Source organism: Pseudomonas sp. NFX183 (assembly GCF_047943075.1).
In the GTDB taxonomy this organism is placed as follows: Bacteria; Pseudomonadota; Gammaproteobacteria; order Pseudomonadales; family Pseudomonadaceae; genus Aquipseudomonas.
The window spans coordinates 2297861-2321177 of the sequence record NZ_CP181333.1; the positions used below are offsets into that span (position 1 = coordinate 2297861).

The 23317-nt window shown below is 63.4% G+C and carries 18 protein-coding genes; 13 read left to right on the forward strand and 5 right to left on the reverse strand.

Annotated elements, in window-relative coordinates; genetic code table 11:
• Positions 1-73: 73 nt before the first annotated feature.
• The 4 genes from ACM530_RS10525 to tssA all read right to left on the reverse strand — a co-directional run bounded on the left by ACM530_RS10525 (position 74) and on the right by tssA (position 3813).
• Positions 74-562, reverse strand: a complete 489-nt coding sequence (locus tag ACM530_RS10525; protein WP_005792512.1) for an Hcp family type VI secretion system effector — start codon at positions 560-562, stop codon at positions 74-76.
• Between the two features lie 171 nt (positions 563-733).
• Positions 734-2230, reverse strand: a complete 1497-nt coding sequence (gene tssC, locus ACM530_RS10530; protein ID WP_416364735.1) for a type VI secretion system contractile sheath large subunit — start codon at positions 2228-2230, stop codon at positions 734-736.
• Positions 2231-2232: 2 nt separating this feature from the next.
• Complete coding sequence (tssB, locus tag ACM530_RS10535; RefSeq protein WP_017135823.1) at positions 2233-2739, reverse strand: type VI secretion system contractile sheath small subunit; 507 nt, start codon at positions 2737-2739, stop codon at positions 2233-2235.
• Positions 2740-2793: 54 nt separating this feature from the next.
• A complete protein-coding gene (gene tssA / locus ACM530_RS10540) occupies positions 2794-3813 on the reverse strand; it encodes a type VI secretion system protein TssA (protein WP_416364736.1) in 1020 nt (339 codons plus the stop codon).
• 404 nt (positions 3814-4217) lie between these two features.
• On the opposite strand from tssA, the gene tagH reads away from it, so the two are divergent.
• From tagH to ACM530_RS10605, 13 genes are all read left to right on the forward strand, one after another.
• Complete coding sequence (gene tagH / locus ACM530_RS10545) at positions 4218-5582, forward strand: type VI secretion system-associated FHA domain protein TagH (RefSeq protein WP_416364737.1); 1365 nt, start codon at positions 4218-4220, stop codon at positions 5580-5582.
• 56 nt (positions 5583-5638) lie between these two features.
• Positions 5639-6148 carry a type VI secretion system lipoprotein TssJ gene (gene tssJ, locus ACM530_RS10550; protein ID WP_145158191.1) on the forward strand — a complete coding sequence of 170 codons (510 nt, stop codon included), beginning with the start codon at positions 5639-5641 and terminating at the stop codon, positions 6146-6148.
• Positions 6149-6166: 18 nt separating this feature from the next.
• Complete coding sequence (gene tssK / locus ACM530_RS10555) at positions 6167-7501, forward strand: type VI secretion system baseplate subunit TssK (protein ID WP_404485978.1); 1335 nt, start codon at positions 6167-6169, stop codon at positions 7499-7501.
• A 6-nt stretch (positions 7502-7507) separates the two neighbouring features.
• Complete coding sequence (locus ACM530_RS10560) at positions 7508-8797, forward strand: DotU family type VI secretion system protein (RefSeq protein WP_145158185.1); 1290 nt, start codon at positions 7508-7510, stop codon at positions 8795-8797.
• Positions 8794-12294 (forward strand): type VI secretion system membrane subunit TssM, encoded by a 3501-nt coding sequence (tssM, locus tag ACM530_RS10565; protein WP_416364738.1) that lies wholly within the window; start codon positions 8794-8796, stop codon positions 12292-12294. Before ACM530_RS10560 ends, tssM begins: the two co-directional genes overlap by 4 nt.
• A complete protein-coding gene (gene tagF / locus ACM530_RS10570) occupies positions 12291-12944 on the forward strand; it encodes a type VI secretion system-associated protein TagF (protein WP_262207243.1) in 654 nt (217 codons plus the stop codon). Before tssM ends, tagF begins: the two co-directional genes overlap by 4 nt.
• Positions 12945-13664 (forward strand): PP2C family protein-serine/threonine phosphatase, encoded by a 720-nt coding sequence (locus tag ACM530_RS10575; RefSeq protein WP_416364739.1) that lies wholly within the window; start codon positions 12945-12947, stop codon positions 13662-13664.
• The gene (locus ACM530_RS10580) at positions 13661-16648 is read left to right on the forward strand and encodes a serine/threonine-protein kinase (protein WP_416364740.1); all 2988 of its coding nucleotides are present in this window, start codon (positions 13661-13663) and stop codon (positions 16646-16648) included. The genes ACM530_RS10575 and ACM530_RS10580 overlap by 4 nt, the downstream gene beginning before the upstream one ends.
• Positions 16648-17352 carry an ABC transporter ATP-binding protein gene (locus ACM530_RS10585; protein WP_416365086.1) on the forward strand — a complete coding sequence of 235 codons (705 nt, stop codon included), beginning with the start codon at positions 16648-16650 and terminating at the stop codon, positions 17350-17352. The genes ACM530_RS10580 and ACM530_RS10585 overlap by 1 nt, the downstream gene beginning before the upstream one ends.
• Complete coding sequence (locus ACM530_RS10590; RefSeq protein ID WP_416364741.1) at positions 17352-18536, forward strand: ABC transporter permease; 1185 nt, start codon at positions 17352-17354, stop codon at positions 18534-18536. The genes ACM530_RS10585 and ACM530_RS10590 overlap by 1 nt, the downstream gene beginning before the upstream one ends.
• Positions 18529-20241 (forward strand): formylglycine-generating enzyme family protein, encoded by a 1713-nt coding sequence (locus tag ACM530_RS10595; RefSeq protein ID WP_242199564.1) that lies wholly within the window; start codon positions 18529-18531, stop codon positions 20239-20241. Before ACM530_RS10590 ends, ACM530_RS10595 begins: the two co-directional genes overlap by 8 nt.
• Positions 20242-20325: 84 nt before the next feature.
• On the forward strand, positions 20326-21249 hold the full coding sequence (tagQ, locus tag ACM530_RS10600) for a type VI secretion system-associated lipoprotein TagQ (protein ID WP_106575871.1): 924 nt from the start codon (positions 20326-20328) through the stop codon (positions 21247-21249).
• 124 nt (positions 21250-21373) lie between these two features.
• Entirely contained in the window at positions 21374-21748 is a 375-nt protein-coding gene (locus tag ACM530_RS10605; RefSeq protein ID WP_106575870.1) for a helicase, read from the forward strand.
• Positions 21749-21879: 131 nt separating this feature from the next.
• On the opposite strand, the gene ACM530_RS10610 is transcribed toward ACM530_RS10605, so the two are convergent.
• Positions 21880-23280, reverse strand: a complete 1401-nt coding sequence (locus ACM530_RS10610) for an aminoacyl-tRNA deacylase and HDOD domain-containing protein (protein WP_119737208.1) — start codon at positions 23278-23280, stop codon at positions 21880-21882.
• Between the last annotated feature and the right edge of the window lie 37 nt (positions 23281-23317).

The window sequence follows — 23317 nt, forward strand, 5'->3', positions numbered from 1 at the left end:
GTTGTGAGAGGGACGGTTTCTGCGAGGGGCCGATGCCTGGGGCCGTGGCGGCGAGCCACGGCCACCGGGTTTATCAGCGCTTGGTGTTGGAACGGATGTTCCAGCCAAACTTGATCGCGCCGCCGTCTTTGGTGCCGTCGGCTTTCTGCGGCTGGTAGTCGACCATCACTTGGGCGAAGTTCAGGGTGACGTTTTCGGTCAGGCGATCATCGGTGCCCGAGCCGCCGGTGCTCAGGGACGTGACCAGCACTTCTTCCAGGTTGATCACCATGTACTCGACCTGGCTTTCGCCACCGGCCTTGCGCACGGTCAGCTTGACCTTGTCGATGTGCTTGCCGCTGGCGCAGTGCATCATCAGGTTTGGCGATGCCTTGTCGACGTACTTGGTCAGCGACAGGTCCTGGATATTCACCTTGCCCGCACCGCCGCCACCGCCAACGTGCATGTTGCCGGACTGGGCCATGCCCCAGCTCCAGTTCAGCACGTCGATTTCGTCCTTGTGGGCCTTGTCCATGGACTCGCCCTTGATGTCGCCGATCTTGATGAAAATATCAACAGCCATGTTTTCTCCCTGTGTGGCTCTTGCCACTGAATTTGAGTAACTCCAAATGGGCAGTGCCTTTGTGTGGGAGGGGGCTTGCCGCCGATGCAGGCACCTCGGTGTGTCAGTCACACCCCAGTGATGCTATCGGGGGCAAGCCCCCTCCCACAGAAGAGCCAGCTCATCCGTGGGTTAGGCGCTTTTCGCCGAAGGCAACTTCGATACCAGGCGCAACGACACGGTCAGCCCTTCGAGCTGATAGTGCGGGCGCAGGTAGAACTTGGAGTTGTAGTAACCCGGGTTGCCTTCGACGTCTTCCACGATCACTTCGGCGGCAGCCAACGGGTGCTGGGCCTTGGTGGTTTCGGTGGAGTGCGCCGGGTCGCCGTCGACGTAGTTGAGGATCCAGTCCTGCAACCAGCGCTGCATCTCGTCCTTCTCTTTGAAGGAACCGATCTTGTCGCGCACGATGCACTTCAAGTAGTGCGCGAAACGGCAGGTGGCGAACAGGTACGGCAGGCGCGCGGCCAGGTTGGCGTTGGCAGTGGCGTCCGGGTCGTCGTATTCGGCCGGTTTCTGCAACGACTGGGCACCGATGAAGGCGGCAAAGTCGGTGTTTTTCTTGTGCAGCAGCGGCATGAAACCGTTCTTCGCCAGTTCCGCTTCACGGCGGTCGCTGATGGCGATTTCGGTCGGGCACTTCATGTCCACGCCACCGTCATCGGTCGGGAACGTGTGGGCCGGCAGGTTTTCCACCTCACCGCCGGATTCCACGCCACGGATGCGCGAGCACCAGCCGTAGTGCTTGAACGAACGGTTGATGTTCACCGCCATCGCGTAGGCGGCGTTGGCCCAGGTGTACTTGGAGCTGTCGGCGCCGTCGGTGTTTTCTTCGAAGGCGAAGGCTTCCACCGGATCGGTCTTGGCGCCATACGGCAGGCGCGCCAGGAAGCGCGGCATGGTCAGGCCGATGTAGCGCGAGTCTTCCGATTCACGCAGCGAGCGCCAACCGGCGTATTCCGGTGTGGTGAAGATTTTGGTCAGGTCGCGCGGGTTCGACAGTTCCTGCCACGAGCCCATGCCCATCACGGTCGGCGAGGCCGCAGCGATGAACGGGGCGTGCATGGCGGCGCAGACTTTCGACAGCTCGCCCAGCAGTTCCACGTCGGGTGGCGACTGGTCGAAGTAGTAGTCGCCGACCAGGCAGCCGTACGGTTCGCCGCCGAACTGGCCGTATTCTTCTTCGTACATCTTCTTGAAGATCGGGCTCTGGTCCCACGCGGTGCCCTTGAATTTCTTCAGGGTCTTGTGCAGGTCCGGCTTGGAGATGTTGAGCACGCGAATCTTCAGTTGCTCGTCGCTCTCGGTGTTGTTGACCAGGTAGTGCAGGCCACGCCAGGCGCTTTCCAGCTGCTGGAAATCCGGGTGATGGATGATCTGGTTGACCTGGGCGGTGAGCTTGGCGTCGATGGCGGCGATGATCGATTCAATCGACTTGATCGCGTCATTGGACACCAGGTCCGTCTGTGCCAAAGCCTGTTCGGCCAGGGTGCGCACGGCGGTTTCCACGGCTTCGCGGGCACGCTCGGTCTTGGGTTTGAATTCTTGCAGCAGCAGGTTGGCGAACTCGCTGGCTTCTTCGGTGGCACCCAGGATCTGGGAGCCTTCGCGGGCGATGTTGTCGGTCATGATTACTGGTCCCCTGCAGGCTTAGGCGCGCTGGCAAGTGCCTGAAGCAATGCCGGGTCCTTGATCGCCTTCATGATGATTTCTTCAGCGCCAGTCTTGCCGTCCATGTAGGTCAGCAGGTTGGCCAGCTGGGTGCGGGCTTCGAGCAGTTGCTTGAGCGAATCGACCTTGCGGGCCACGGCGGCCGGGCTGAAGTCGTCCATGCTTTCGAACGTGATGTCCAGGCTCAGGTTGCCTTCGCCGGTCAGCTCGTTCGGTACGTGGAACGCTACGCGTGGCTGCATGGCCTTGAGGCGCGAGTCGAAGTTGTCGACGTCCACTTCAAGGAACTTGCGGTCGGCCACGGGTGCGAGCGGTTCGGCAGGCTTGCCGGCGAGGTCGGCCATCACACCCATCACGAAGGGCAGCTGGACCTTTTTCTCGGCGCCGTAAAGCTCGACGTCGTACTCGATCTGCACTCGAGGCGCACGGTTGCGCGCGATGAATTTCTGAGAACTTTGCTTCGCCACGTTGCTGCTCCTGGTCGCTTGAGCGACGGTGTTGTTACTGCACAGCCGGGCGGCTTACTCGCCGTCCGGGCCGCGCAGGTTTTCAAATTGGGACATGCCGTCGGGAATCAGATTGCGCACGATGGCCGCGAAGTCGGCGTGCACCAGATTCTTCGCCCGGTTCAACAGCACCGGCAGCGGGCTCGAAGGCTCGTGACGGGTGTAGTACGAAAGGATCTTGTCGAGGCTGCGCAGCACGTCATCGCGGCTGGCGATGTCGCCAGTGGGGCGCGGTGCGGCGGGGGCAGCGGCGAAATCGACCGAGGGGGCATTGTCGTCACTGACGGCCTCGGGTTCGCTGCTGGTATCGCTGTTCGGTACGAATTGGTTGAGGACTTGCAGCGCTTGCTTGAGCGGTTGCTTCAACAGGCTGAGGTCCACGCCCTGGGCCGAACCGACCTGGTCGCTGACCTGTTGTTCGATGGCTTCGCAGGCGGCGCGCGCGGCGCTCAAGGCATCGCGCGTGGCTTGCAGTTGTTCGGGATCGCTGTCCAGAAATGCGGCGTTGAGTTGCTGGGCACCGAGCTGTTCGTCGGGGAAACTCATCAAGCCGCTGGCGTTCAGCGCAGCACGCAGGCTCACCGGCCCGAACGTGCGCGAGCGCGTGAGGATACTTTCACGCAGCAGACGAATGGTCGCGTCGCTGGTCAGGCCAGATAAGGCATTGATGCGTACGGTGGAGTCATTATCGTCGTCGGCATCCAGGCGCGGGTGCAGGTCAGCCCAGTACTCGCGCAGCAGCGCGTTGATCAGCGTGAGGACTTCGGCCAGCCCGGCCACACCCTGAAGGGCGAGGGAGCTTTGCAACAGAAAATGGGTGATGCGCAGGTCTTTGCTGCGCTGCAACAAGTCGAGGCTTTGCTGCTGGATGCTGCGCCATTCCGGTGGCTCAGCCGGCAGGATAGCGTCGCCCATGCTGCGCTCGGGTTGGCCCTTGGCGTCACGCTCCAGTTGGAGAAATTGCGCGTCATATTCCATGTCTTCGCCACAGGGCGAAGTCGCGGAAACGGCGGCGAGCAGCAACGGCACATCCACTTGATTCGATCTCCCTATCAGCCCGTTAGATGCCGGGCAATGCATGCATTAGTTGCGCGATGAACTTTGCATGTTTTCTTGGTCATATAGCCAGAGTGCCACTACCGTGCCATCACTGATGTTCAAGAAGTTGTGCATTTTTGGTGTAGTAGTTACGCCTTGTCAAGGTAAGCTATTCGCCCTCTGTGACAGATGTGCGGTGCTTAACACCCTGCGCGACTGGCGGGTCGAACGGCGCACCAGGACAGGATTTTTGTCATAGAAGCCAGTTAAGATCACCGATCATGCTGGTAAAAGCCTATTTTTACGGTCGTTAACGCGACTGGCGGTATCTCTCGGGAAGCCTGGCTCCTTCAGGTAGACCCTTGGATAGACCGCGCGCGATGTATCAGCAAGGAGGCAAGATGTCGCTGTGCTTGACTATCACTAGTTATCACAAGATCACCCCTGGGCAATGCCCTGAAAAGTCCATGAATCAGGGCGTGATGGCTATTGGCCGCAGTTCTGATAATGACTGGGTATTGCCAGATCCAGAGCGCCTTGTCTCCTCGCAACACTGCGTTATTCAATACAAAGATGGCCGTTACTATTTAACCGATAACAGCACCAATGGCGTTGAATTGGTTAACGCCGGTATTCGTATGCGCCGAGGGAACAGCGAACCGTTGCAAGACGGTGAATTGATCCGCATCGGCGACTACGAAATTCAGGCGCGTATCGACTTCAACGTGCAAGCCATCGATAGCCAGCCGTTTGCCGGCGATTCGCCGAACAGCTTCGAGGCGTTGATGGGCGCGGTGGTGAACGCGCCCGCGCCGACGCCGGTGATCGCGCCGCAGTTTCATGGCGCCTCGTCGATGGACACGCTACCGGACCTGTTCGATTTCCTCACCCCGACCGCCGTACCACCACCGACCGTGGCGGACCATGTGCCGTCCGAGCAACACGACTTTCGCCCGCCGACCCCCGTTGCCATGCCAGTGGTGGAGAAGCCGGCGCCGTCAGCCTCGGTGATTCCCGAAGACTGGGACGTGTTTGGCGACACACCCGCGCCCGTGGCCAGTAGCCCGACGCCCGTTGCACCGCCTCCCGTGCCGCCGGTCATCCAGTCGCCTCCCGCGCCGCCAGTCATGCAGTCGCCGCCCGTGGCCGAGCCCGTGCTCCCCGCGGCTGACAGCCAACAGCCCGACCTGTTGCAAGCCTTCCTGCGCGGCGCCGGCCTCGACCAGTTGCGCCTGGACAAGGCCGATGCCTGCGCGCAGATGGAGAGCATCGGCCGCAGCTACCGGTTGATGGTCGAAGGTCTGATCGACGTATTGCGCGCCCGCGCCAGCCTCAAGGGCGAGTTCCGCATGCAGCAGACGATGATCCGGCCCGCCGAAAACAATCCGTTGAAGTTTGCGCCCAATGCCGATGAAGCCTTACTGCTGCTGCTGCGTCATGGAAACCAAGCGTTTATGGCGCCGGACATCGCCGTGCGCGACAGTTTCGACGACCTGCGCGCCCATCAACTGGCGGTGATGGCCGGTGTAGAAGCGGCCATCAAGCACTTGCTCGCGCGCTTTGAGCCGGCGCAACTGGAAGAGCGCATGGGCAAGCCCGGCGGGCTGTCGAGCATTTTCAACGGCTCGCGCCAGGCCCAGTACTGGCAGCAGTTCACCGAGCTTTACAGCAATATCTCGCGCGAAGCCCAGGAAGATTTCCAGGACCTGTTCGGTCGCGAATTCAGCCGGGCCTACGAAGAACACAGCGCACGACAGCGTCGCTAAACCGCAACGCAGTAATGGATAAAACGGATAGCTAAGTACGTCATTGAGGACGCAGGATGATTCCCAGGTTTTTACTCGCAGTCGCCACGGCGCTGCTGCTGACGGCGTGTGCCAAGGATGCCGCCAAGCCCGAGGCGGCCACTGAAGCCGAAGCGGACACCGCCGCCATCGAACTGCATTTTCACGCCATTGCCGGGCTCAACCCCGGCGCCAACGGCCAGGCCGCTCCGGTTCGCGTACGCATCTTCGAACTGAAAAACGCCGCCACCTTCAGCCGCTCCGATTACTTCGCGCTGGCTGATCGCGCGCAATCCACGCTCGGCCTCGATCTGCTGGACCAGGACGAAGTGATGGTGCAACCCGGCCAGCAACTGAGTATCCAGCGTAACCTCGACCCGTCCACGCGCCAGATCGGCCTGCTGGTGGGCTATCGCGAGTTGGACCGCGCGCAATGGCGCACGGTGCTCACCGTCCCGGCACGCCAATACACCGAATACCAGATCAGCCTCGATGTGCGCGCCGTACGCGCCGACGTCGCGGTTCCCCCATCCAGCCCTGCCCAATAAGAAGCAAACGGAGCTCCCATGTCCTGGAACAATCGCGTGGTCTGGTCGGAAGGCATGTTCATCGGAACGCAGCACTTCCAGCAGCATGACCGTTACCTGGAAAACCTGATTGACGCCCGCAGCCGCCCGTTGTCCGCCGGTGCCTGGGGGTTTTCCGAATTGCTCATCGACCAGGGCCTGCTGGCCCAGGGCAAGCTGGCGATTGTGTCGGCCCGTGGCCTGTTGCCGGATGGCACGCCGTTCAATATTCCCCAGGATGACCTGGCGCCGAGCCCGCTGAATATCGACGACAACCTGCGCGATGGCCTGGTGTACCTGGCCTTGCCGCTCAAGCGTGCTGGCGCGCGTGACACCGTCGATGACGGCGAAGACCTCGGCGCCGCGCGTTACGTGAGCCAGGTGCGTGAAGTGCGTGATGACAACGCCCCGTTCGAAAACCGCGCGCCCGTGGCCGTGGGCTCGCGTGCGTTGCGCCTGCTGACTGCGCAGGATGGCATCAGCGACTACGCCGCCATCGGCCTGGTGCGCATCAAGGAAAAACGCGCCGACCGCGCGCTGGTGCTGGATGACACCTACATCCCGCCTGTGCTGGACGTGGCCGCAAGCAAACCGCTGACGGCCTTTCGCAGCGAATTGCTGGGCCTGCTGCACCAGCGCGGCGAAGCCCTGGCCGGCCGCGTGGTCGCCTCGGGCGCCGGTGGCGCGTCGGAGATTGCCGACTTCATGCTGCTGCAACTGGTCAACCGCGCGCAGCCGCTGCTCCAGCATTTCAGCCAGTTGAGCCCGCTGCACCCGGAGCGTTTTTTCAGCGAACTGGTGAGCCTGGCCGGTGAGTTTTCCACCTTTTCGACGTCAGGCCGTCGCCCCCAGGAATACCCGCAATACCAGCACGATGACCTGTCGCTGAGCTTCACCCCGGTGATGGCAGCGTTGCGTGAGGCGCTGTCGATGCTGATCGACAGCAAAGCCACACCGATCCCGATTGTGGAGAAGGCCTACGGCATCCACGTGGCGATGCTCGCCGACAAAACCCTGCTCGACAGCGCCAGTTTCATCCTGGTGGTGCGCGCCGATGTGCCCGGCGAAACCCTGCGCGCGCGTTTCGGCCAGCAGAGCAAAGTCGGCTCGGTGGAGCACATCCGCGACATGGTCAACCTGCAACTGCCCGGCATCGGCCTGCTGCCGCTGCCGGTGGCGCCACGCCAGATTCCGTACCACGCAGGCAGCACCTATTACGAGCTGGACCGCGGCAGCGAGCACTGGCAGCAACTGAATAACTCCGGCGGCTTTGCCTTCCACATCGCCGGGCAATTCCCGGGTTTGAACCTGGCCTTCTGGGCGATCCGAGGATAATCCGCGATGCATCCCAATGATGATGACCGCACCCAGTTCATGCCGCGCCCGGGTGGCCGTGCGCCGGAACCTGCGCGTGCAGAGCCGGCGCCGCTGTCGGTGCCGGCCGCGCCGATCCTGACCGGCAAAAGCCAGGGCCTCAACCCGCTGGAAAGCGCCGCCGGCCCACTGTTGGCGCTGTTGACGCGCCTGCGCAACACCATCGCGCACCCGGCACCGGCCAGCCTGCGTGCGCAGTTGCTGGGTTACCTGCGCCAGTTCGAAGAGCGCGCCGAAGCCGCTGGCGTGGCGCGCAATGAAGTGCTGCTGGCGCGTTACGCGCTGTGCACCGCACTCGATGAAGCGGTGCTCAGTACGCCGTGGGGCAGCACCAGCGACTGGGGCAAGCAGAGCCTGCTGATCACGGTGCACAACGAAGCCTGGGGCGGTGAAAAAGTCTTTCAGTTGCTCGACCACTGCCTGCAAAGCCCGCGCGAGCGCCTGTACCTGCTGGAGCTGTTGTACCTGTGCATGTGCCTGGGTTTCGAGGGCCGTTACCGCGTGATGAACGACGGTCGCAGCCAGCTTGAAGCCTTGCGTGAACGCACCGCCGCCGCCATTCGCAGTGCGCGTGGCGAGCACGAGCGCGAGCTGTCGCCGCACTGGCGCGGCGTGACCGTGGCGCGTGATCGCCTGGCGCAATTCATGCCGCCGTGGATCGCCGTGGCCATCGGCCTGGCGCTGCTGCTGGCCTTGCTGTTCGGCTTGCGCATGAAACTGGCGTCGGATGCCGAGCCGGTGTTCAAGAACATTCATGCCCTGGGCGAGATCCCGGTGCAGGCCATCGACCGTCCGGTGGCGCAGCCCAAAGTCATCGAGCGGCCGCGCTTGGCCGGTTTCCTGGTGGAAGACATCAAGGCGGGCCGCGTGGCGGTGGAAGACAAGGTCGACCGCTCGGTGGTGACGATCCGGGGCGATGAGCTGTTCGCCTCGGCCAGCTCCAGCATCGTCGATGACTATCAGCCGCTGATGCTGCGCATCGCCGACGCCATCCGCAAGGTCAAGGGCCAGGTGCGCGTCACCGGGCACAGCGATAACCGCCCGATTGCCACGCTGCGCTTCCCGTCCAACTGGGCGCTGTCCGAAGCCCGCGCCAAGTCGGTGCTGGAGATCCTGGCAGCCAAGACCGGCCAGGCAGACCGCTTCAGCGCCGAAGGCAGAAGTGACACCGAGCCTGTGGCCACCAACGCCACCGCAGAAGGCCGTGCCCGCAATCGTCGGGTTGAAATCACCGTATTGGCGGAGGGCGTCGAGTGAAGGCGTTTTTCAGTTTCATGATTCGCTGGGTGATTCCCGTGCTGGGCCTGATTGCCCTGAGCCTGATCATCTGGTTTGTGGGGCCGCTGCTCGATGTGCTGGTGCCAGAAGGGCGGCGCTGGGCGCTGATCATTCTGGTGTTTGCGGTGTGGATTGCGTATCGCGTGTTCCGCATTATCCAGGCCCGCCGCCAGGCCGCCGAAGTGATGCGCAGCCTGGCCGCGGAAACCCCGGCCGACCCCAACAGTGTCGCCACCGCCGAAGAACTCAGCACCCTGCGCCAGCGCATGGACGAGGCCCTGGCGCTGCTGAAAAAGGCCAAGCTCGGTGGCGATGAACGCCGCAACCTCTACGAGCTGCCGTGGTACGTGATCATCGGCCCACCGGGGTCGGGCAAGACCACGGCGCTGGTCAATTCGGGCCTGCATTTTCCACTGGCTGCGCAATTGGGCGCGGGTGCGGTGCGGGGCGTCGGTGGCACGCGCAACTGCGATTGGTGGTTTACCGACCAAGCCGTTTTGCTCGACACCGCGGGCCGCTACACCACCCAGGACAGCAACTCGACGGTGGACAAGGCGGCATGGCTAGGCTTTCTCGACCTGCTGAAAAAGCAGCGCTCGCGCCGCCCGATTGATGGCGCGTTTATCGCCATCAGCCTCTCGGATCTGCTGCTTGGCACGGACGCCGAACGGGCCGCCCATGCGGCGGCGATTCGCTTGCGTATCCAGGAGCTGTACACCCAGTTGGGCGTGCGTTTCCCGATTTACCTGATGCTGACCAAGCTCGACCTGGTGCCGGGCTTCATGGAGTTCTTCGACAACCTGAGCAAGGAAGAGCGCGCCCAGGTGTGGGGCATGACCTTTGCGCTCGATGACGGCAAGCACAGCGACAGCCCGTTGGCGACGCTGCAAAGCGAGTTCGCCGGCCTTGAGCAGCGCCTCAACGAACGGTTGGTGGAGCGCCTGCAACAGGAGCGCGACCCGGCGCGGCGCGACCTGATCTACGGCTTCCCGCAGCAGTTCGGCGCCTTGAAAGATTGCCTGCAAAGCTTCCTCGAAGGCGTGTTCAAACCCAATGCCTTTGAAGAGCGCGTGCTGCTGCGCGGCGTGTACTTCACCAGCGGCACCCAGGAAGGCAGCCCGATTGATCGCCTGATCGGCGCCATGGCCCAAAGCATGAACCTGGACCGCCAGCACCTGGCGCGCCAGAGCGGCACCGGGCGCAGCTACTTCATCGAGAAACTCTTCACCGCCGTGGCCTTCGCCGAGCGCGGGCTGGTGGGTGTGAACCCGAAGGTCGAGCGTCGACGCAAGTGGATCGCACGCGGCGTGCTGGCAGCCACCGTCGCCTTGGTGGTGGTGGTCAGTGGTTTGTGGTGGGTGAGTTATCGCGCCAACCAGGCGTATATCGCCCAGGTGGATCAGAAGGTCGCGCCGTTGGGCCAGGCTGTACAGAACCTCAGCCCGGCGCAGCGCGAAGTGCTCGCCGTACTGCCGTTGCTCAATGCGGTGAAGAGCCTCGCGGGTGATTCGCCAAGCTGGTCCGAAGGGCTGGGCCTGTACCAGGGCGACATGCTCGAAGCCGAATCTGCCAGCGTCTACCGCAAGCTGTTGATCGCCGTGTTTGCGCCTCGCCTGGTGACGCGCATCGAAGAACAACTGCACGGTGGCGGCAATTCCGATTTCCTGTACGAAGGCCTCAAGGCCTACCTGATGCTCGCCGATGCCGAGCATTACGACCCGGACTTCATCAAGGCCTGGATCGCTCTCGATTGGGACCGCAACCTGCCGCGCGACCTGCCGACCGACCAGCGTCAGGCGCTGACCGAGCACTTGCAGGCGTTGTTCGAACGCCATCCGCCAAACGCGCGCCTGGACCCACGGCTGATCGACGACCTGCGTCGCCAGCTGCAACAACTGCCGGTGGCCCAGCGCGTCTATGACCGGGTCAAGCGCCAGAAGCTGCCCGACGGCATCCCGGACTTTCGCATCAACGAAGCCGCAGGCCGCGATGCTGCGCTGGTGTTCAGCCGCAAAAGCGGCAAGCCGCTGGGTGAGCCGCTGAGTGGGTTCTTCACCGCCAAAGGGTATCGCCAGGCGTTCTTGCTAAGCAGCCTGAACCAGACCGGCACCCTCGCCGAAGAGCAATGGGTGCTGGGCCGTGAACAGGCCGACCAGCAGAACGTGGTCAGCCTCGCTGCCGACGTGCGTCGCTTGTACTTCCAGGACTACCAGCGCCAATGGGACGCCTTGCTCGCCGACATCGACTTCGTGCCGATCACCAGCGTGGCCCAGGCGGCCGATGTACTGCGGGTGATTTCCGGCCCGACCTCGCCGCTGAAAAAACTGCTGGTGGCCGTGTCCAAGGAAACCGACCTGCAAGCCGAAGAGCGCCAATTGGCCGCCAAAGGCGTGCCGGTGGAAGGCGGCGTCGACAAGCTCAAGGAGCGCCTCGGCAGCCTGCTCGGCCAGGAACAACCGACCGCCAACGCACCGCAAGCGGCAGACGATCCGGTGACCGCGCACTTTGCCGAGCTCAACAGCATCGTCAGCAAGAATGAAGGCGAACCCGCCGCCATCGACGGCCTATTGGCAGACATGAATGCGCTGTACGTGCAGGTCAGTGCCATGGTCGGCGCCAGTGGCGACGCCTTGCTTGGTGAGGCCAAGAACCAGGCGGCGGCTGCGGCCACGCGGGTCAGCCTGAATGCCGAACGCCAGCCGCCGCTGGTACAGGGCATGGTCAAGTCGGTGGTCAACTCCACCACCAACAGCATGATGGGCGGCGTGCGTAACCAACTGAACGCGGCGTGGGTCAGCGAAGTGGTCAACGTGTACCGCCAGTCGCTGGCCGGGCGCTATCCGATGTCGCCGGGCAGCGCTCGCGACGCCACGCTGGATGACTTCGGCCAGTTCTTCGGCGTGGGCGGGGTGATGGACAACTATTTCCGTAAGTACCTGCAGCCTTACGTGGACACCTCCGCGCAGACCTGGCGCTGGCAGCCGGGCGCCGCGCAAAAGCTCGGGATTGCGCCAGGCGTATTGCAGACGTTCCAGCGTGCGGCGGCGATTCGTGATGCGTTTTTTCGCGCCGGTGGTACGCAGCCCATTGTGCGTTTCGAACTTAAACCGGTGTCGATGGACCCGACCATCACCCAGTTCCTGCTTGATCTGGATGGCCAGCAATTGAGCTACGACCACGGCCCAAGCCGCCCTGTTGCCATGCAATGGCCGAACCCCGGCAGCATCGGCGTGGTGCGTATTTCGATCATGCCGCCGTCGGCCAGTGGCCGTTCGGGCGTGACCCTGGACGGCCCGTGGGCCTGGTTCCGCTTGCTGGAACAGTCGGACCTCACCGCCGGCAACTCGCCGGACCGTTTCAACCTGCGCCTGCGGGTGGACGGGGCGAGCATCGCCTACGAGCTGCGCGCCAACAGCGCCTTCAACCCGTTCAAGAGCCGCGTACTCAGTGGCTTCAGCCTGCCGGAGCGGTTATGACGACGCTGGGCTTCTACGGCAAGTTGGCCAGCCGCGGTGACTTTGTCAGCCGCGCCTTGCCCCAGAGTTTTATCGGCCCGTGGGACAGCTGGCTGGCGGCAGGTCTGCTGGCCAGCCAGAACAGCCTGGGCGGCGACTGGCTCAATGTGTACCTGGTCAGCCCGTTGTGGCGCTTTGTGCTTGCGCCGGGTGTGTGCGGGCCGGACGCGGCAGCGGGTGTGGTCATGCCGAGCATTGACCGGGTCGGCCGGTATTTTCCGTTGGCGGTGGTGGCGTTGCTCGATCACGACACCAACCCCGCATCCCTGGTGGGCGGGCCGGACACCTGGTTTGAGCAGGCCGAAGAGCTGCTGCTCAGCACACTGGATGCCGGCGCGACCTTTGAAGGCTTCAACGATGGCATCGACAAACTCGGCATCCCGGCCAGTGAGCAACGCGCCGTGGACAGCCGCTTTGCCGGCCTGCAACGCGTTGCCGCCACCGTGCCCCATAGCCGCATGACCGCGCTCGCCGAACAGGCCTGCGAGGGCGCGAGCCTGTGGTGGGGGCGTGGCTCGCAGGTAATTTCCCCAGGTTTATTGCGGTGTCAGGGTTTGCCTGCCGCCGGCGATTTTGCGCAGTTTTTGCTCGGACAAGAAGGTGTGGTGTAGATGGGGGCGACGTTCAAATCCGCGAGCAAAAGCCATGTGGGCATGGTCCGTCAGGTCAATGAAGACGCCTGCCTGGACCTGCCGGAAAACCGTCTGTGGGTGGTGGCCGACGGCATGGGCGGGCACGCGGCGGGCGACTACGTCAGCAGCCTGATCGTCGACAGCCTGCGTGCTGTGCCGGTGGGGCGTTCCCTCGACGAATATTCGGCGGCCCTGCGCAATGACCTGATCCGCATCAACGCAACCGTGCGCGAAGAAACCGCCAACCGTGGCGTGACCATGATGGGCAGCACCGTGGTGGTCCTGGCCGCACGCGGCTTGCGCGGCGTGTGTTTGTGGGCCGGCGACAGCCGCCTGTACCGCTTGCGCGAGGGCGTGTTGGAAGGCATTTCCCGCGACCACAGCTACGTGCAGGACCTGCAAGACAGCGGCTTGCTCAGCGAAGCCGATGCCCGTGTGCACCCTCGCGCCAATATCGTCACCCGCGCGATCGGCGTGGAGGCGCAGTTGGAGGTGGCGGTGGTCGACCTGCTGATTGCGCCCGGTGACAGCTACCTGCTGTGCAGCGACGGCCTGAACAAGACCGTCGAGGATCATGAAATCCGCGAAGTGCTGGGCCATGACGCGCCGGATGAAATCGTGCGCAGCCTGGTGCACCTGGGCCTCAACCGGGGCGCGCCGGACAACATCACCGCCATTGTCGTGAAGGTTTCGCCATGAACATCGTGATTCCGGGTTATGACATCGAAGGCGAGATCGGCGAAGGCGCCATGGCCAGCGTGTACCTGGCGACCCAGCGTTCGCTGGAGCGCAAGGTGGCGTTGAAAGTGATGGCGGCGGCGCTGGCGGCGGACCCAAGTTTTTGCGAGCGTTTCCTGCGCGAGGGCAAGACCCTGGCGCGCCTGTCGCACCCGCACACGGTGACCATCCATGACATCGGCAACGTCGGTGAGCTGTATTACATGGCCATGGAATACCTGCCCAACGGCACGCTCAAAGAGCGCATTGCCGCCGGCCTGACACCGGAGCAGGGCGTGACGTTGATCCGCCAGATCGCCTCGGCGCTGGGCTATGCGCATGCCCAGGGCCTGGTGCACCGTGACGTCAAGCCGGCGAACATTCTGTTCCGCGCTGACGGCACCGCCGTGCTGTCGGACTTCGGCATCGCCAAGTCTCTGGATGACCGTACCCAGTTCACTCAAGCCGGGTTTGCCGTGGGCACGCCGAGCTATATGAGCCCGGAGCAGGCGCGGGGCCAGGAGATTGATGGCCGCGCTGACCTCTACGCACTCGGCGTGGTGCTCTATGAAATCCTCGTCGGCGAGTTGCCTTACAGCGGCACCGATGCACTGTCCACGGCGCTGGCGCACCTGACCGAACCGCTGCCGGAATTGCCGGTGCACCATGGCCGTTATCAGGAGGTGTTGCGCAAGCTGTTGGCCAAGGACCCGGCGGAGCGTTTCCCGGACGCGGCGGCGTTGCTGCGCGCGCTGGACCAACTGCCGGCCGACTCGCCGGAAGCCACGCTGGTGCGGCCGTTGCCGATTCCGCTGAGCTTCGACCTGGCGGGCATGACGCCGGTGTCTATCGACATTCCGACCGACAAACCCCAGCCGCAGCCGGTGCGCCAACCGGTGGTGACGCCGACCCAACACAGCAACGTGTCCGAGCAGCGCCGTGGGCCGGTGCTGGCCTTGGCTGCAGTCGCAGTAGCTGTCGCGCTTGCCATCGGTGGCGCGAGCTACTGGTGGTTGAGCCGCGGCGATACGCCAGCGGCGCCGCCCGCTGCGGTGGTGCCGAAAACGCCCGCGCCCCCTGAAGTAAAAACGGCTGTGGCCGATGCGGACGGCGGCCAGCGCCCCTTGCTGATGGCGGGCAAGAAGACCCTTTTCCAGCGGGTGCTGAGCAAGCCGGGCGCCAAGCTGTCCCACGATGCCGGTGGTGCTTCCGACGAGGGGCTGCCGGCGTTTTCCGTACTCTACGTTTACCAGCGCAAAGACGTCGATGGCAGCCCGTGGCTGCGCGTCGGCGCCGCCACCGATGGGCGCAGCGACGGCTGGTTGCCGGCCGCACAGGTCAGCGACTGGAAGCAAAGCCTGGTGCTCAAATTCACCGAGCGCTCGGGCCGGGCGCCGGTGATGTTCCTGCGCCAATCCAGCGAGGTGGAAAAACTGCTGGCCGACCCTGCGGCCGCCAAAGGCGTTCTGGCCATGGCGCAGAAGAACAGCGAAGACAATCAACAGGTGTTGGCGCTGGAGCCGACCGCCAGCGCGGTGCCGCAGGACCAGTTCTACCTGCTGCCGATTTTCGACTCCAAAGAGAGCTTCGACGAAAACGGCCAGCCGGTGCAGTTGCTCAATGTGGCCTCTATCGACCCCGGCAGCAGCGCGGCCGCCAAGCCGGCCGCCCGAGCGATCAACACCAACGCCGACGCCTTCCGCACCGCCGTGGTGCTGGTGGTCGACACCACAGTGTCGATGCAGCCTTACATCGACCAAGTCCGCGACGTGGTGCACGAGCTGCAAACCCGTATCGCCGAGCGCGGTGAGCTGGACAGCGTCAGCTTCGGGCTGGTGGGTTTTCGCAACAGCATCAAGAAAACCCCAGGGCTTGAGTACGTCGCCAAGACGCTGATCAGCCTTGATCAGGGCCGCGACCCGCAGCGCTTTCTCGACATGGCGCGGCAGGTCAAAGCCTCCACCGTGTCCAGCCACTCGTTCAACGAAGACGCGTTTGCCGGGGTGATGCAGGCCGTGGATGGCATGGATTGGTCCGGCTACGGTGGGCGCATCATCCTGCTGGTCACCGACGCTGGCGCACTGCGCAAGAACGACCCGTTTGCCGCCACCCAGATGAACGAAGCCGAGGTGCGCCAGGCCGCGCTGGGCAAGCAGATCAAGATCTACGCCCTGCACCTGCGCACCGACGCCGGCAAGAAAACCCATGCCGGTGCCGAAACCCAGTACCGCGTGCTCACCGCCGACGCCAACCCGCAGATCGGCGACCTCTACACGCCAGTGCCGGGTGGTGATGTGCGCAAGCTGGGTGAGCGTGTCGATGAGATCGGCAGCGTGTTCGCCAACCTCGTGCACCAGGTGCGCAGCAATACGCCGCAACCGGTGCCGCTGCTGAGCGCCGCGCCGACCTTGGCCGACAAGTCCGCGGCCGTCGGCTACGCCATGCACATGGATTTCCTTGGCCGCAAAACCGCCAGCCAGGCGCCGCAACTGGTCAGCGCCTGGACCGCCGACCGCGACCTGACCAACCCGGCGCTGCCGGCGTTCCAGGTGTGCGTGATGCTGACCAAATTGCAGCTCAACGACCTGCAGCAGTCGCTGAAACTGATCGTCGATGCGGCGCGCAAGACCCAGACCTCGCCCAAGGATTTCTTCCAGGAAATCGCCAGTGCCTCCGCCTACATGAGCCGCGACCCACAGGCGCTGCGCAAGGGCGGCAACCTGGCCGACGGCGGCATCCTCGGCGAATACCTGGAAGGGCTGCCGTACCGCAGCAAGTCGCTGAACATGACCCAGGATTTGTGGTTGTCGTTGAGCGTGGCCGAGCAGGAAGACTTTATCGACGAGCTGGATTCGAAAATCCGCCTCTACGAAACCTTTCACAATGACGTGGCCAACTGGGTCCGTTTCGGCGATGCCGAGCCGGGCGATGCGTTGTACCGCGTGCCCTTGTCGACGCTGCCGTGATGCTGAACCTGAGCGCAGTGCACAAAAGCCGCGGCGTTGGCAGCCAGCGCTACAGCCTGGTGATTCCGGCGCTGGCGCTGCGCGCGGGTGAGCAGTTGGCAATTGTCGGGCCGAGCGGCTGTGGCAAAAGCACCTTGCTCGACGTGCTGGCGCTGGTGTTGGCGCCGGATCAGGTTGGCCGGTTTGAATTTGATCAGGTCGATGTCGGCGCTCTGTGGCGCGCCGATCAGCAGTCGACGTTGGCCGCGCTGCGCAGCACGCACTTGGGCTATGTGCTGCAAACCGGTGGCCTGCTGAGTTTTCTCGATGTGCGCAGCAATATCGCCTTGTCCCGGCAACTGCTGGGGCTCAAGGACGACGGCAGCATCGCGCGTTTGGCCGAGCAGTTGGAGATCAGCGATCAGTTGGGCAAGAAACCGGCTGCGCTGTCGGTGGGCCAACGCCAACGCGTGAGCTGCGCCCGTGCACTGGCTCACGCGCCGCAACTGGTGCTGGCGGATGAGCCGACGGCGTCGCTTGACCCGCTGAACGCCGAACGCGTGATGCAGGCGCTGCTGGCCCAGGCCCGCGAACATCGCGCGGCGTGCGTGATCGCCACCCATGACGAGCCGCTGGCCCGCGCCAGTGGTTTGCAGGTGCGGCGCATCAGTTGCCGCCGTGACACCGACGGCGGCGTCACGGCCACCCTCGGGGAGGCGTGCTGATGCGCATCGGTCTGGTGGCGTCCCTGGCCTGGCAGGATTACCGCAACGACGCCTGGCTGTCGGCCTGTTCGGTGCTGGCATTGGTGGCCGTGATCGCGCCGTTGCTGGTGTTATTCGGCCTGAAATTTGGACTGGTTAGCAGTTTGACCGAACGCCTGGAGACCGACCCCGCAAACCGTGAAATTATTCCGTTGGGCGGCGGTCGATTCAACGCAGCGTTTATCGAGCAACTTGCCCAGCGTCGCGATGTGGCCTTTGCCGTGCCGCGTACCCGCCAGATTGCGGCGACCGCGCAGGTGGGCACGCTGACCCTGGAAATGCTGCCGACTGCAGCGGGTGATCCGCTGCTCGTGGGGTTGCCGATGCCTCGGGGCCTGGACCAGATCGTGCTGAGCCACACCGCCGCGGAAAAACTCGCGGCGCGGCCTGGCGATTGGCTGGAGACCAGCTTTGCGCGGCAAGTGGCAGGGCGCGTCGAAGCCCAGCGCACGCGGTTGCAGGTGCTGGCGGTGCTGCCGCTGGAAGCGTTTGCGCGGGACGGTTTGTTTGCCGATTTGCGCCTGCTGGAAGCGGCGGAAGATTACCGCGACGGCCGCGCGGTGCCGGCGTTGAGTTGGGACGGTGACGCGGTCGGTGTGAATGAGCAGCGGGTTTATCCGGCGTTTCGTCTGTATGCCCGCAACCTCGCCGATGTGGAGCGGTTGCGGGTGTTTTTCGCCGGGCAGAACCTGTTGGTGTCGACCCAGGCGAACGCCATCGCCCAGGTGCAGTCGTTGAGCCGCAACCTGTCGATCGTGTTCTGGATCATCGCCGGGTTGGCCTTGGCGGGCGCATTTGCGGCGATCTTCGCCGGCGTGTTGGCCGCCGTGGCGCGCAAGCGTCGGGAATTGTCGGTGTTGCGCCTGCTGGGGTTTTCCACTGCCGGGCTGTTGTTGTTTGTGGTGCTGCAGGCGCTGTACAGCGCAGGGTTTGCCGCCGTGCTCAGTGCCGGGTTGTATGGCCTGGCCGAGGCGGGTTTGAACAAATTATTCGTGCAGGTGCCGGGCGAATACGCCAGTCACCTGTTGGCGCCTCATTACGCCCTGGCCCTGGCTGCAGTCCTCGGCGTCAGCGCCGTGGCGGCGGCTTGTGGCGGTTGGCGAGTTGCGTGTATCCAGGCTTCTGAAGGAATCAGAGATGTATAAGTTACTGGGCGCCGCGATGGCGCTGAGCTTGGCTTCAATGGCGTGGGCGGATGAGGCGAGCGACAAACTCGACAACCCCAAACCGTTGCCCGATGACGTGAGTCTGCCGCTGCCGTGCGAAGGCAACATGGTGTTCCGCTACGCCTATGTGCTGGCCCAGGGCACCCTGGATGACCGCGAGATCAGCCTCGGTTACCCCTTTGCCGAGGGTGAGGCGGGTTATCAGCAGTCGTTTATCTCCGGCTACCGGCGCGACTTTATCAACGGCCAGTTCACGCTCAAGGATTTGCCCAAGGACTGGAACGCAGTCATTGCGCCCTTGATGCCGAAGACCGACGCCAAAACCCCGCTCAAGCCGATGCTGTACTTCATCGGCAAGTACGAAGTCACCGCGCGCCAGTATGCCCAAGTGATGTCCCAGGCACAGTCGCTCGCCAGTGGCGAGCCGGCGCCAGCCTGCGATGCGCCGACCGGCATGGCTGCACGCTTGCCCAAGGTGAAACTCTCGCGCTTTGAAGCCGAGCGCTTCTCGGCGGTGTACAGCGCCTGGTTGATGAAATACCACCGCGACTTGCTGCCGGTCAGTGGTCGTGGGTCTTCGGCCGAAGACGGTGGCCTCGGTTTTGTGCGCTTGCCCACCGAAGTGGAATGGGAATTCGCCGCGCGCGGTGGCCAGGCAGTGAGCCGTCAGGACCTCGAAGGGCGGCTGTTTCCGCGCCGTGTCGAAGGCAGTGAAAGCGACGGGCCGCTGGGTGATTACGCGGTGTTCAACCAAGTCGCCGGTGGTACCGGCCAGGCGGCACGCCTGATGCCCATCGGCACCAAATTGCCCAACCCGATCGGCATGTTCGATGTGATCGGCAATGCGGCGGAAATGGTCCAGGAATCGTTCCAACTGGTGCACGCCGGGCGCCGTCAGGGCACCTACGGCGGCTTTGTGGTCAAGGGCGGCAACTACCTGGAAGGCGAGGGCACGCTGTTCACTGGCATGCGCCGCGAATACCCGCTGTTCGCCGCCGACGGCACCGAGCAGAGCAACGAGACCACCGGTTTTCGCGTGGCGATTGGGGCGTTGTCCGCGCCGCGTTCGCGCTACAAGGAGCTGTTCGCGCAGTGGCAGAAAGAAGGCCGCCTGGCCTCGCTGACCGACGCCATCGACGACGCCCAGGACCCGACCAAGCGCCTGGACAGCATCATCGCTGCCAGCGTCGATCCCAAGCTGCAAGCCGAACTGGGCCTGGTCAACGAAGAACTCAAGCGCAACGTTTCGCTGATCGCCCAGCAACGCGAAGAGGCGGCGGGCAACCTGATTCAATCGGCCGCGCTGGTGGCCGAGACCATCAGCAACTACAACATCCGCCTGATGAACTTGCAGAAGAGTCGTCAGCAGGCTCTGGACAACAAGGACGCGGCCAGCGCGCAGCTGTTTGCCACGGCCATCGACAATGGCCGCAGCGCGCTCGACGGCGCGGTGGCGATCTACATCGACAACCTGGCCACCGGCACGCGCTACACCGACGCGGTGATCCAGGCGCAGTTTCAACGAATCAAGGAAGAGTTGGATCGCAAGCCAGTGCTCGGAAAGAGCCTGGTGACGCGCGCGACACTGTTCGTTCGCCATGTCGGCAACTACCGCAAACAACAGCGGGCCGACCCGGCAACGATTTTGAAGGAATTGCTCGCAGCGAGCGGTCAGCGGTCTTGATCGCTGGTTGTATGGCGAGCTTGGAAGGGACTCAGGCGGCGGTGGGCCGTGCTGGGCAAGTCAAACTTAACAGAGAACACACCTATGCTTTTTTCCCGTAAGGCGGTTTCCAAGCGTCACTTGCTGCTGATCGCGGCTGGTTTCAGCACCGTGTTGACTGGCTGCGCCACGTCGCCGGCGTCCAAGGTCGCGTCGAGCACCAAGGTCGAGTACTACCCGAACTGCTACGAGCCAGTGCAGCACCTGCGCGCGACCGACTCGGACATGACCAAGTCGGTTGTTACCGGTGCGGCCATCGGCGCTGCCGGCGGTGCTCTGCTGGGCGCGCTGACCGGCGACTCCGACAAGCGCGGCCGTAACGCTGCCATCGGTGCCGCGGGCGGTGCCCTGGCGGGTGGCGCGGCGGGTTACTACACCGAGCGTCAGAAGCAGATCAGCGATGACAACCAGCGCATTGCGTCCTACGCGGCTGACGTCAACAAAAGCGCCTCGGACATCGACCGCAGCACCGCATACGCCAAGGCGTCGCAGCAGTGCTACCAGAGCGCATTCACCAAGCTGGTGGCTGATCGTAAAGCCAAGACCGTCAACGACACCGAAGGCCGCAAGCGCCTGGCGGAAATCGTTTCCGGCCTCAAGGAGTCCAATGACCTGATCGTCGCGGTCAATGGCAAAGCCAGTGAAGACCTGAACAACTACACCCAGGCGTACGAGCAAGACCTGCAACAAGTGGGTGTGCAGCGTGCCGACGTAGTGACCGTGGCCACCGCTGATACCACGCCGGTGGTGACGCCGGCCAAAGGCAAAAAAGCCGTCAAGCCGGCGAAAAAGGCAGCGCTGCCGACCGTGCCGAAAGAAGCGGTCGCCACCGAAAAAACCATCCAGACCGCGCAGACCAAGCAAGCTGAAAGCAAGCAGGTCGCCAGCGCCGGTAAAGCGCAGATCGAAGGCACTTGCCGCGATCCAAACCTGGCCGACTGGGCGCCGGTGCCTTGCCCTAACGTTTAAGTAACATGTTGCTATAAGCGTTAAACGCCAGCCGATCTCCCGCTAAAGCGCGAGATCGGTGGCGTTCCTCCAACAAATCGTTACACTGCTTCGGCCACTTAATAATGATACCGAGGCCGTGTGCATGAAATTTCGTCTTCTGCTGTGGGTGCTTGGCCTGATGATGGGCAAAGCCAGCCGCACCAATCCTGCTTTCCAGCAACAGCTGGGTGACAAAGACCTGGCGTTCCAGTTGCAGACCCTCGACGGCAAAGTTGCCCGTCACTTCATCGTTAAAGACCAGCGCATCACCAGCCGCTCAGGGGTTCACCCGCAGCCTGCGTTTGCTATCGCCTTCAAAGATGCCGCCTACGGCTTCGCCACGATGCAGGCGAAGAACAAGCAACTGGCGTTCATGACGGGGATTCAGGACAAGTCGATCCAGATCAAGGGCAACCCGGCGCTGGTGATCTGGTTCCAGGGGCTGACCAAGTATTTGAAGCCGAAGAAAAAGAAGTAAGTCTTTCAGTTCGACCGAGTTGAGTTCATCGCCGGCAAGCCAGCTCCCATATATGACTGCATTCCAAAGGTGGAACTCGGTCGAATGTGGGAGCTGGCTTGCCGGCGATAGCGGTTTTTCAGGCGAAGCAGTTAACCCTGGCTGAACTGCGATGCCAGCTCACGCAACAGCACCTCGGCATCCAGTACTTTGCCGACCACTTCCTCGGCCTTGTCACGGCTCAAGCCCAAACGCTCAAGCAGCGCATCCGGAATCGCCTCATCCGGCCCGGAGCCAATGCCACGGCTGCGCAACAAGCGCACCGCCAGGCACACCAGGTTCGGGTATTCGGCATATTGCCCGTCGTAGGTGGGGTCGTGCTGGAAGCGCAGGGCGGTGGACAGTTCGTCCGGCATGTCCCAGTAGCGCATCAGCCAGGCACCGATCTGCTCGCGGCTGATGCCCAGCAAGTGTTGCTCGACATAGCTGTGGCACAGGTGCGGGTTGACCTCCAAGTGACGGCAGATCAGCGAGAAGTGCGGCGGAAACACGTGGGCCAGCAGCAGATAACCGAAGTTATGCAGCAGACCGGCGAGGTAGGTCAGGCCGGCTTCCGGGCGCTGGGCGCGTGGCATGGCACGGGTCAGGCCTTCGATCACGGCGGCGGTGTAGATCGACTGGTGCCAGTACGGCGTGGACTGGTGCGGGTGGTCTTTGGGCAGGCTCAAGGTTTTACCCAGGGCCAGGCCCAACGCCAGGTTGATCACCAGATCAAAGCCCAGCACGCGCACGATGGCGTCTTCAACTGAACGAATTTTGCCTGGCGAGGCGTAGTACGGCGACGCGGCCCAGCTCACCACTTGGGCGGCCAGGGCCGGGTCGGTTTCCACTACGCCAGTGATGTCATCGATGGTGGCATTGGGGTCGACGCGCAGCTTGATGATCTTCTGCGCAGTATCGGCCAGCGGTGGAATTTCGATGGTCGCTTCCAGGCGTTGCTGGATACGGCGGGCGGTGAACGCCTGCATCGCCTGAGTGATTTCCTCGCGGTCATCATTGGGGCGGTCGAGGTTCGGGCGAATGTTGCTCAACGGCTCGCCGAACTGCCCGGCGCTGGCTTTGGTGAGCATAGTCTTGAAGTCGCTGCTGGCGATTTCCAGCAACAGCCCGGCTTCGCCCGAATGCACCAGCAGGCTCGGCTCGCTCAGCAGGCTGCCTTCGTACAGGCAGGGCGAACTGGTCAGGGCCGGCAGGCCTGGCAGCAGGCTCAACTCATGCTTGGCCAACATGCGCTCGATGCGATCCGGCGACACCGCGGTAAGGCGGCGGCCGGTGAGTTCGGCAAGTCGGTTGAGGTCGAGCAACTGGCTCTGCGGGAACAGCACCATGAGGGCGCCAACGGCATCTTCCAGTAAGACCGCCTGGACCTTTTGCGCGGGATTCAGGCCAGCCTGTTCGGCGACTTCCGTATAAGGAATGGCGAGCTTTGCGAGCAGAGCCCGAATGACCGGCGGGGCGGTCAGTGGGGCTGTGGCGAGGGCTACTTCTGACATGGCCTGATCCAATTTCTTACAGTCACCGAAGTATAAC

Coding starts and splice junctions, on each gene's coding strand:
- ACM530_RS10610 (WP_119737208.1), bottom strand. CDS start 23,280: ATGTCAGAAGTAGCCCTCGCCACAGCCCCACTGACCGCCCCGCCGGTC.
- tssJ (WP_145158191.1), top strand. CDS start 5,639: ATGATTCCCAGGTTTTTACTCGCAGTCGCCACGGCGCTGCTGCTGACG.
- ACM530_RS10575 (WP_416364739.1), top strand. CDS start 12,945: ATGGGGGCGACGTTCAAATCCGCGAGCAAAAGCCATGTGGGCATGGTC.
- ACM530_RS10580 (WP_416364740.1), top strand. CDS start 13,661: ATGAACATCGTGATTCCGGGTTATGACATCGAAGGCGAGATCGGCGAA.
- tagQ (WP_106575871.1), top strand. CDS start 20,326: ATGCTTTTTTCCCGTAAGGCGGTTTCCAAGCGTCACTTGCTGCTGATC.
- ACM530_RS10605 (WP_106575870.1), top strand. CDS start 21,374: ATGAAATTTCGTCTTCTGCTGTGGGTGCTTGGCCTGATGATGGGCAAA.
- ACM530_RS10595 (WP_242199564.1), top strand. CDS start 18,529: ATGTATAAGTTACTGGGCGCCGCGATGGCGCTGAGCTTGGCTTCAATG.
- tssK (WP_404485978.1), top strand. CDS start 6,167: ATGTCCTGGAACAATCGCGTGGTCTGGTCGGAAGGCATGTTCATCGGA.
- ACM530_RS10525 (WP_005792512.1), bottom strand. CDS start 562: ATGGCTGTTGATATTTTCATCAAGATCGGCGACATCAAGGGCGAGTCC.
- ACM530_RS10560 (WP_145158185.1), top strand. CDS start 7,508: ATGCATCCCAATGATGATGACCGCACCCAGTTCATGCCGCGCCCGGGT.
- tagF (WP_262207243.1), top strand. CDS start 12,291: ATGACGACGCTGGGCTTCTACGGCAAGTTGGCCAGCCGCGGTGACTTT.
- ACM530_RS10585 (WP_416365086.1), top strand. CDS start 16,648: ATGCTGAACCTGAGCGCAGTGCACAAAAGCCGCGGCGTTGGCAGCCAG.
- tagH (WP_416364737.1), top strand. CDS start 4,218: ATGTCGCTGTGCTTGACTATCACTAGTTATCACAAGATCACCCCTGGG.
- tssC (WP_416364735.1), bottom strand. CDS start 2,230: ATGACCGACAACATCGCCCGCGAAGGCTCCCAGATCCTGGGTGCCACC.
- ACM530_RS10590 (WP_416364741.1), top strand. CDS start 17,352: ATGCGCATCGGTCTGGTGGCGTCCCTGGCCTGGCAGGATTACCGCAAC.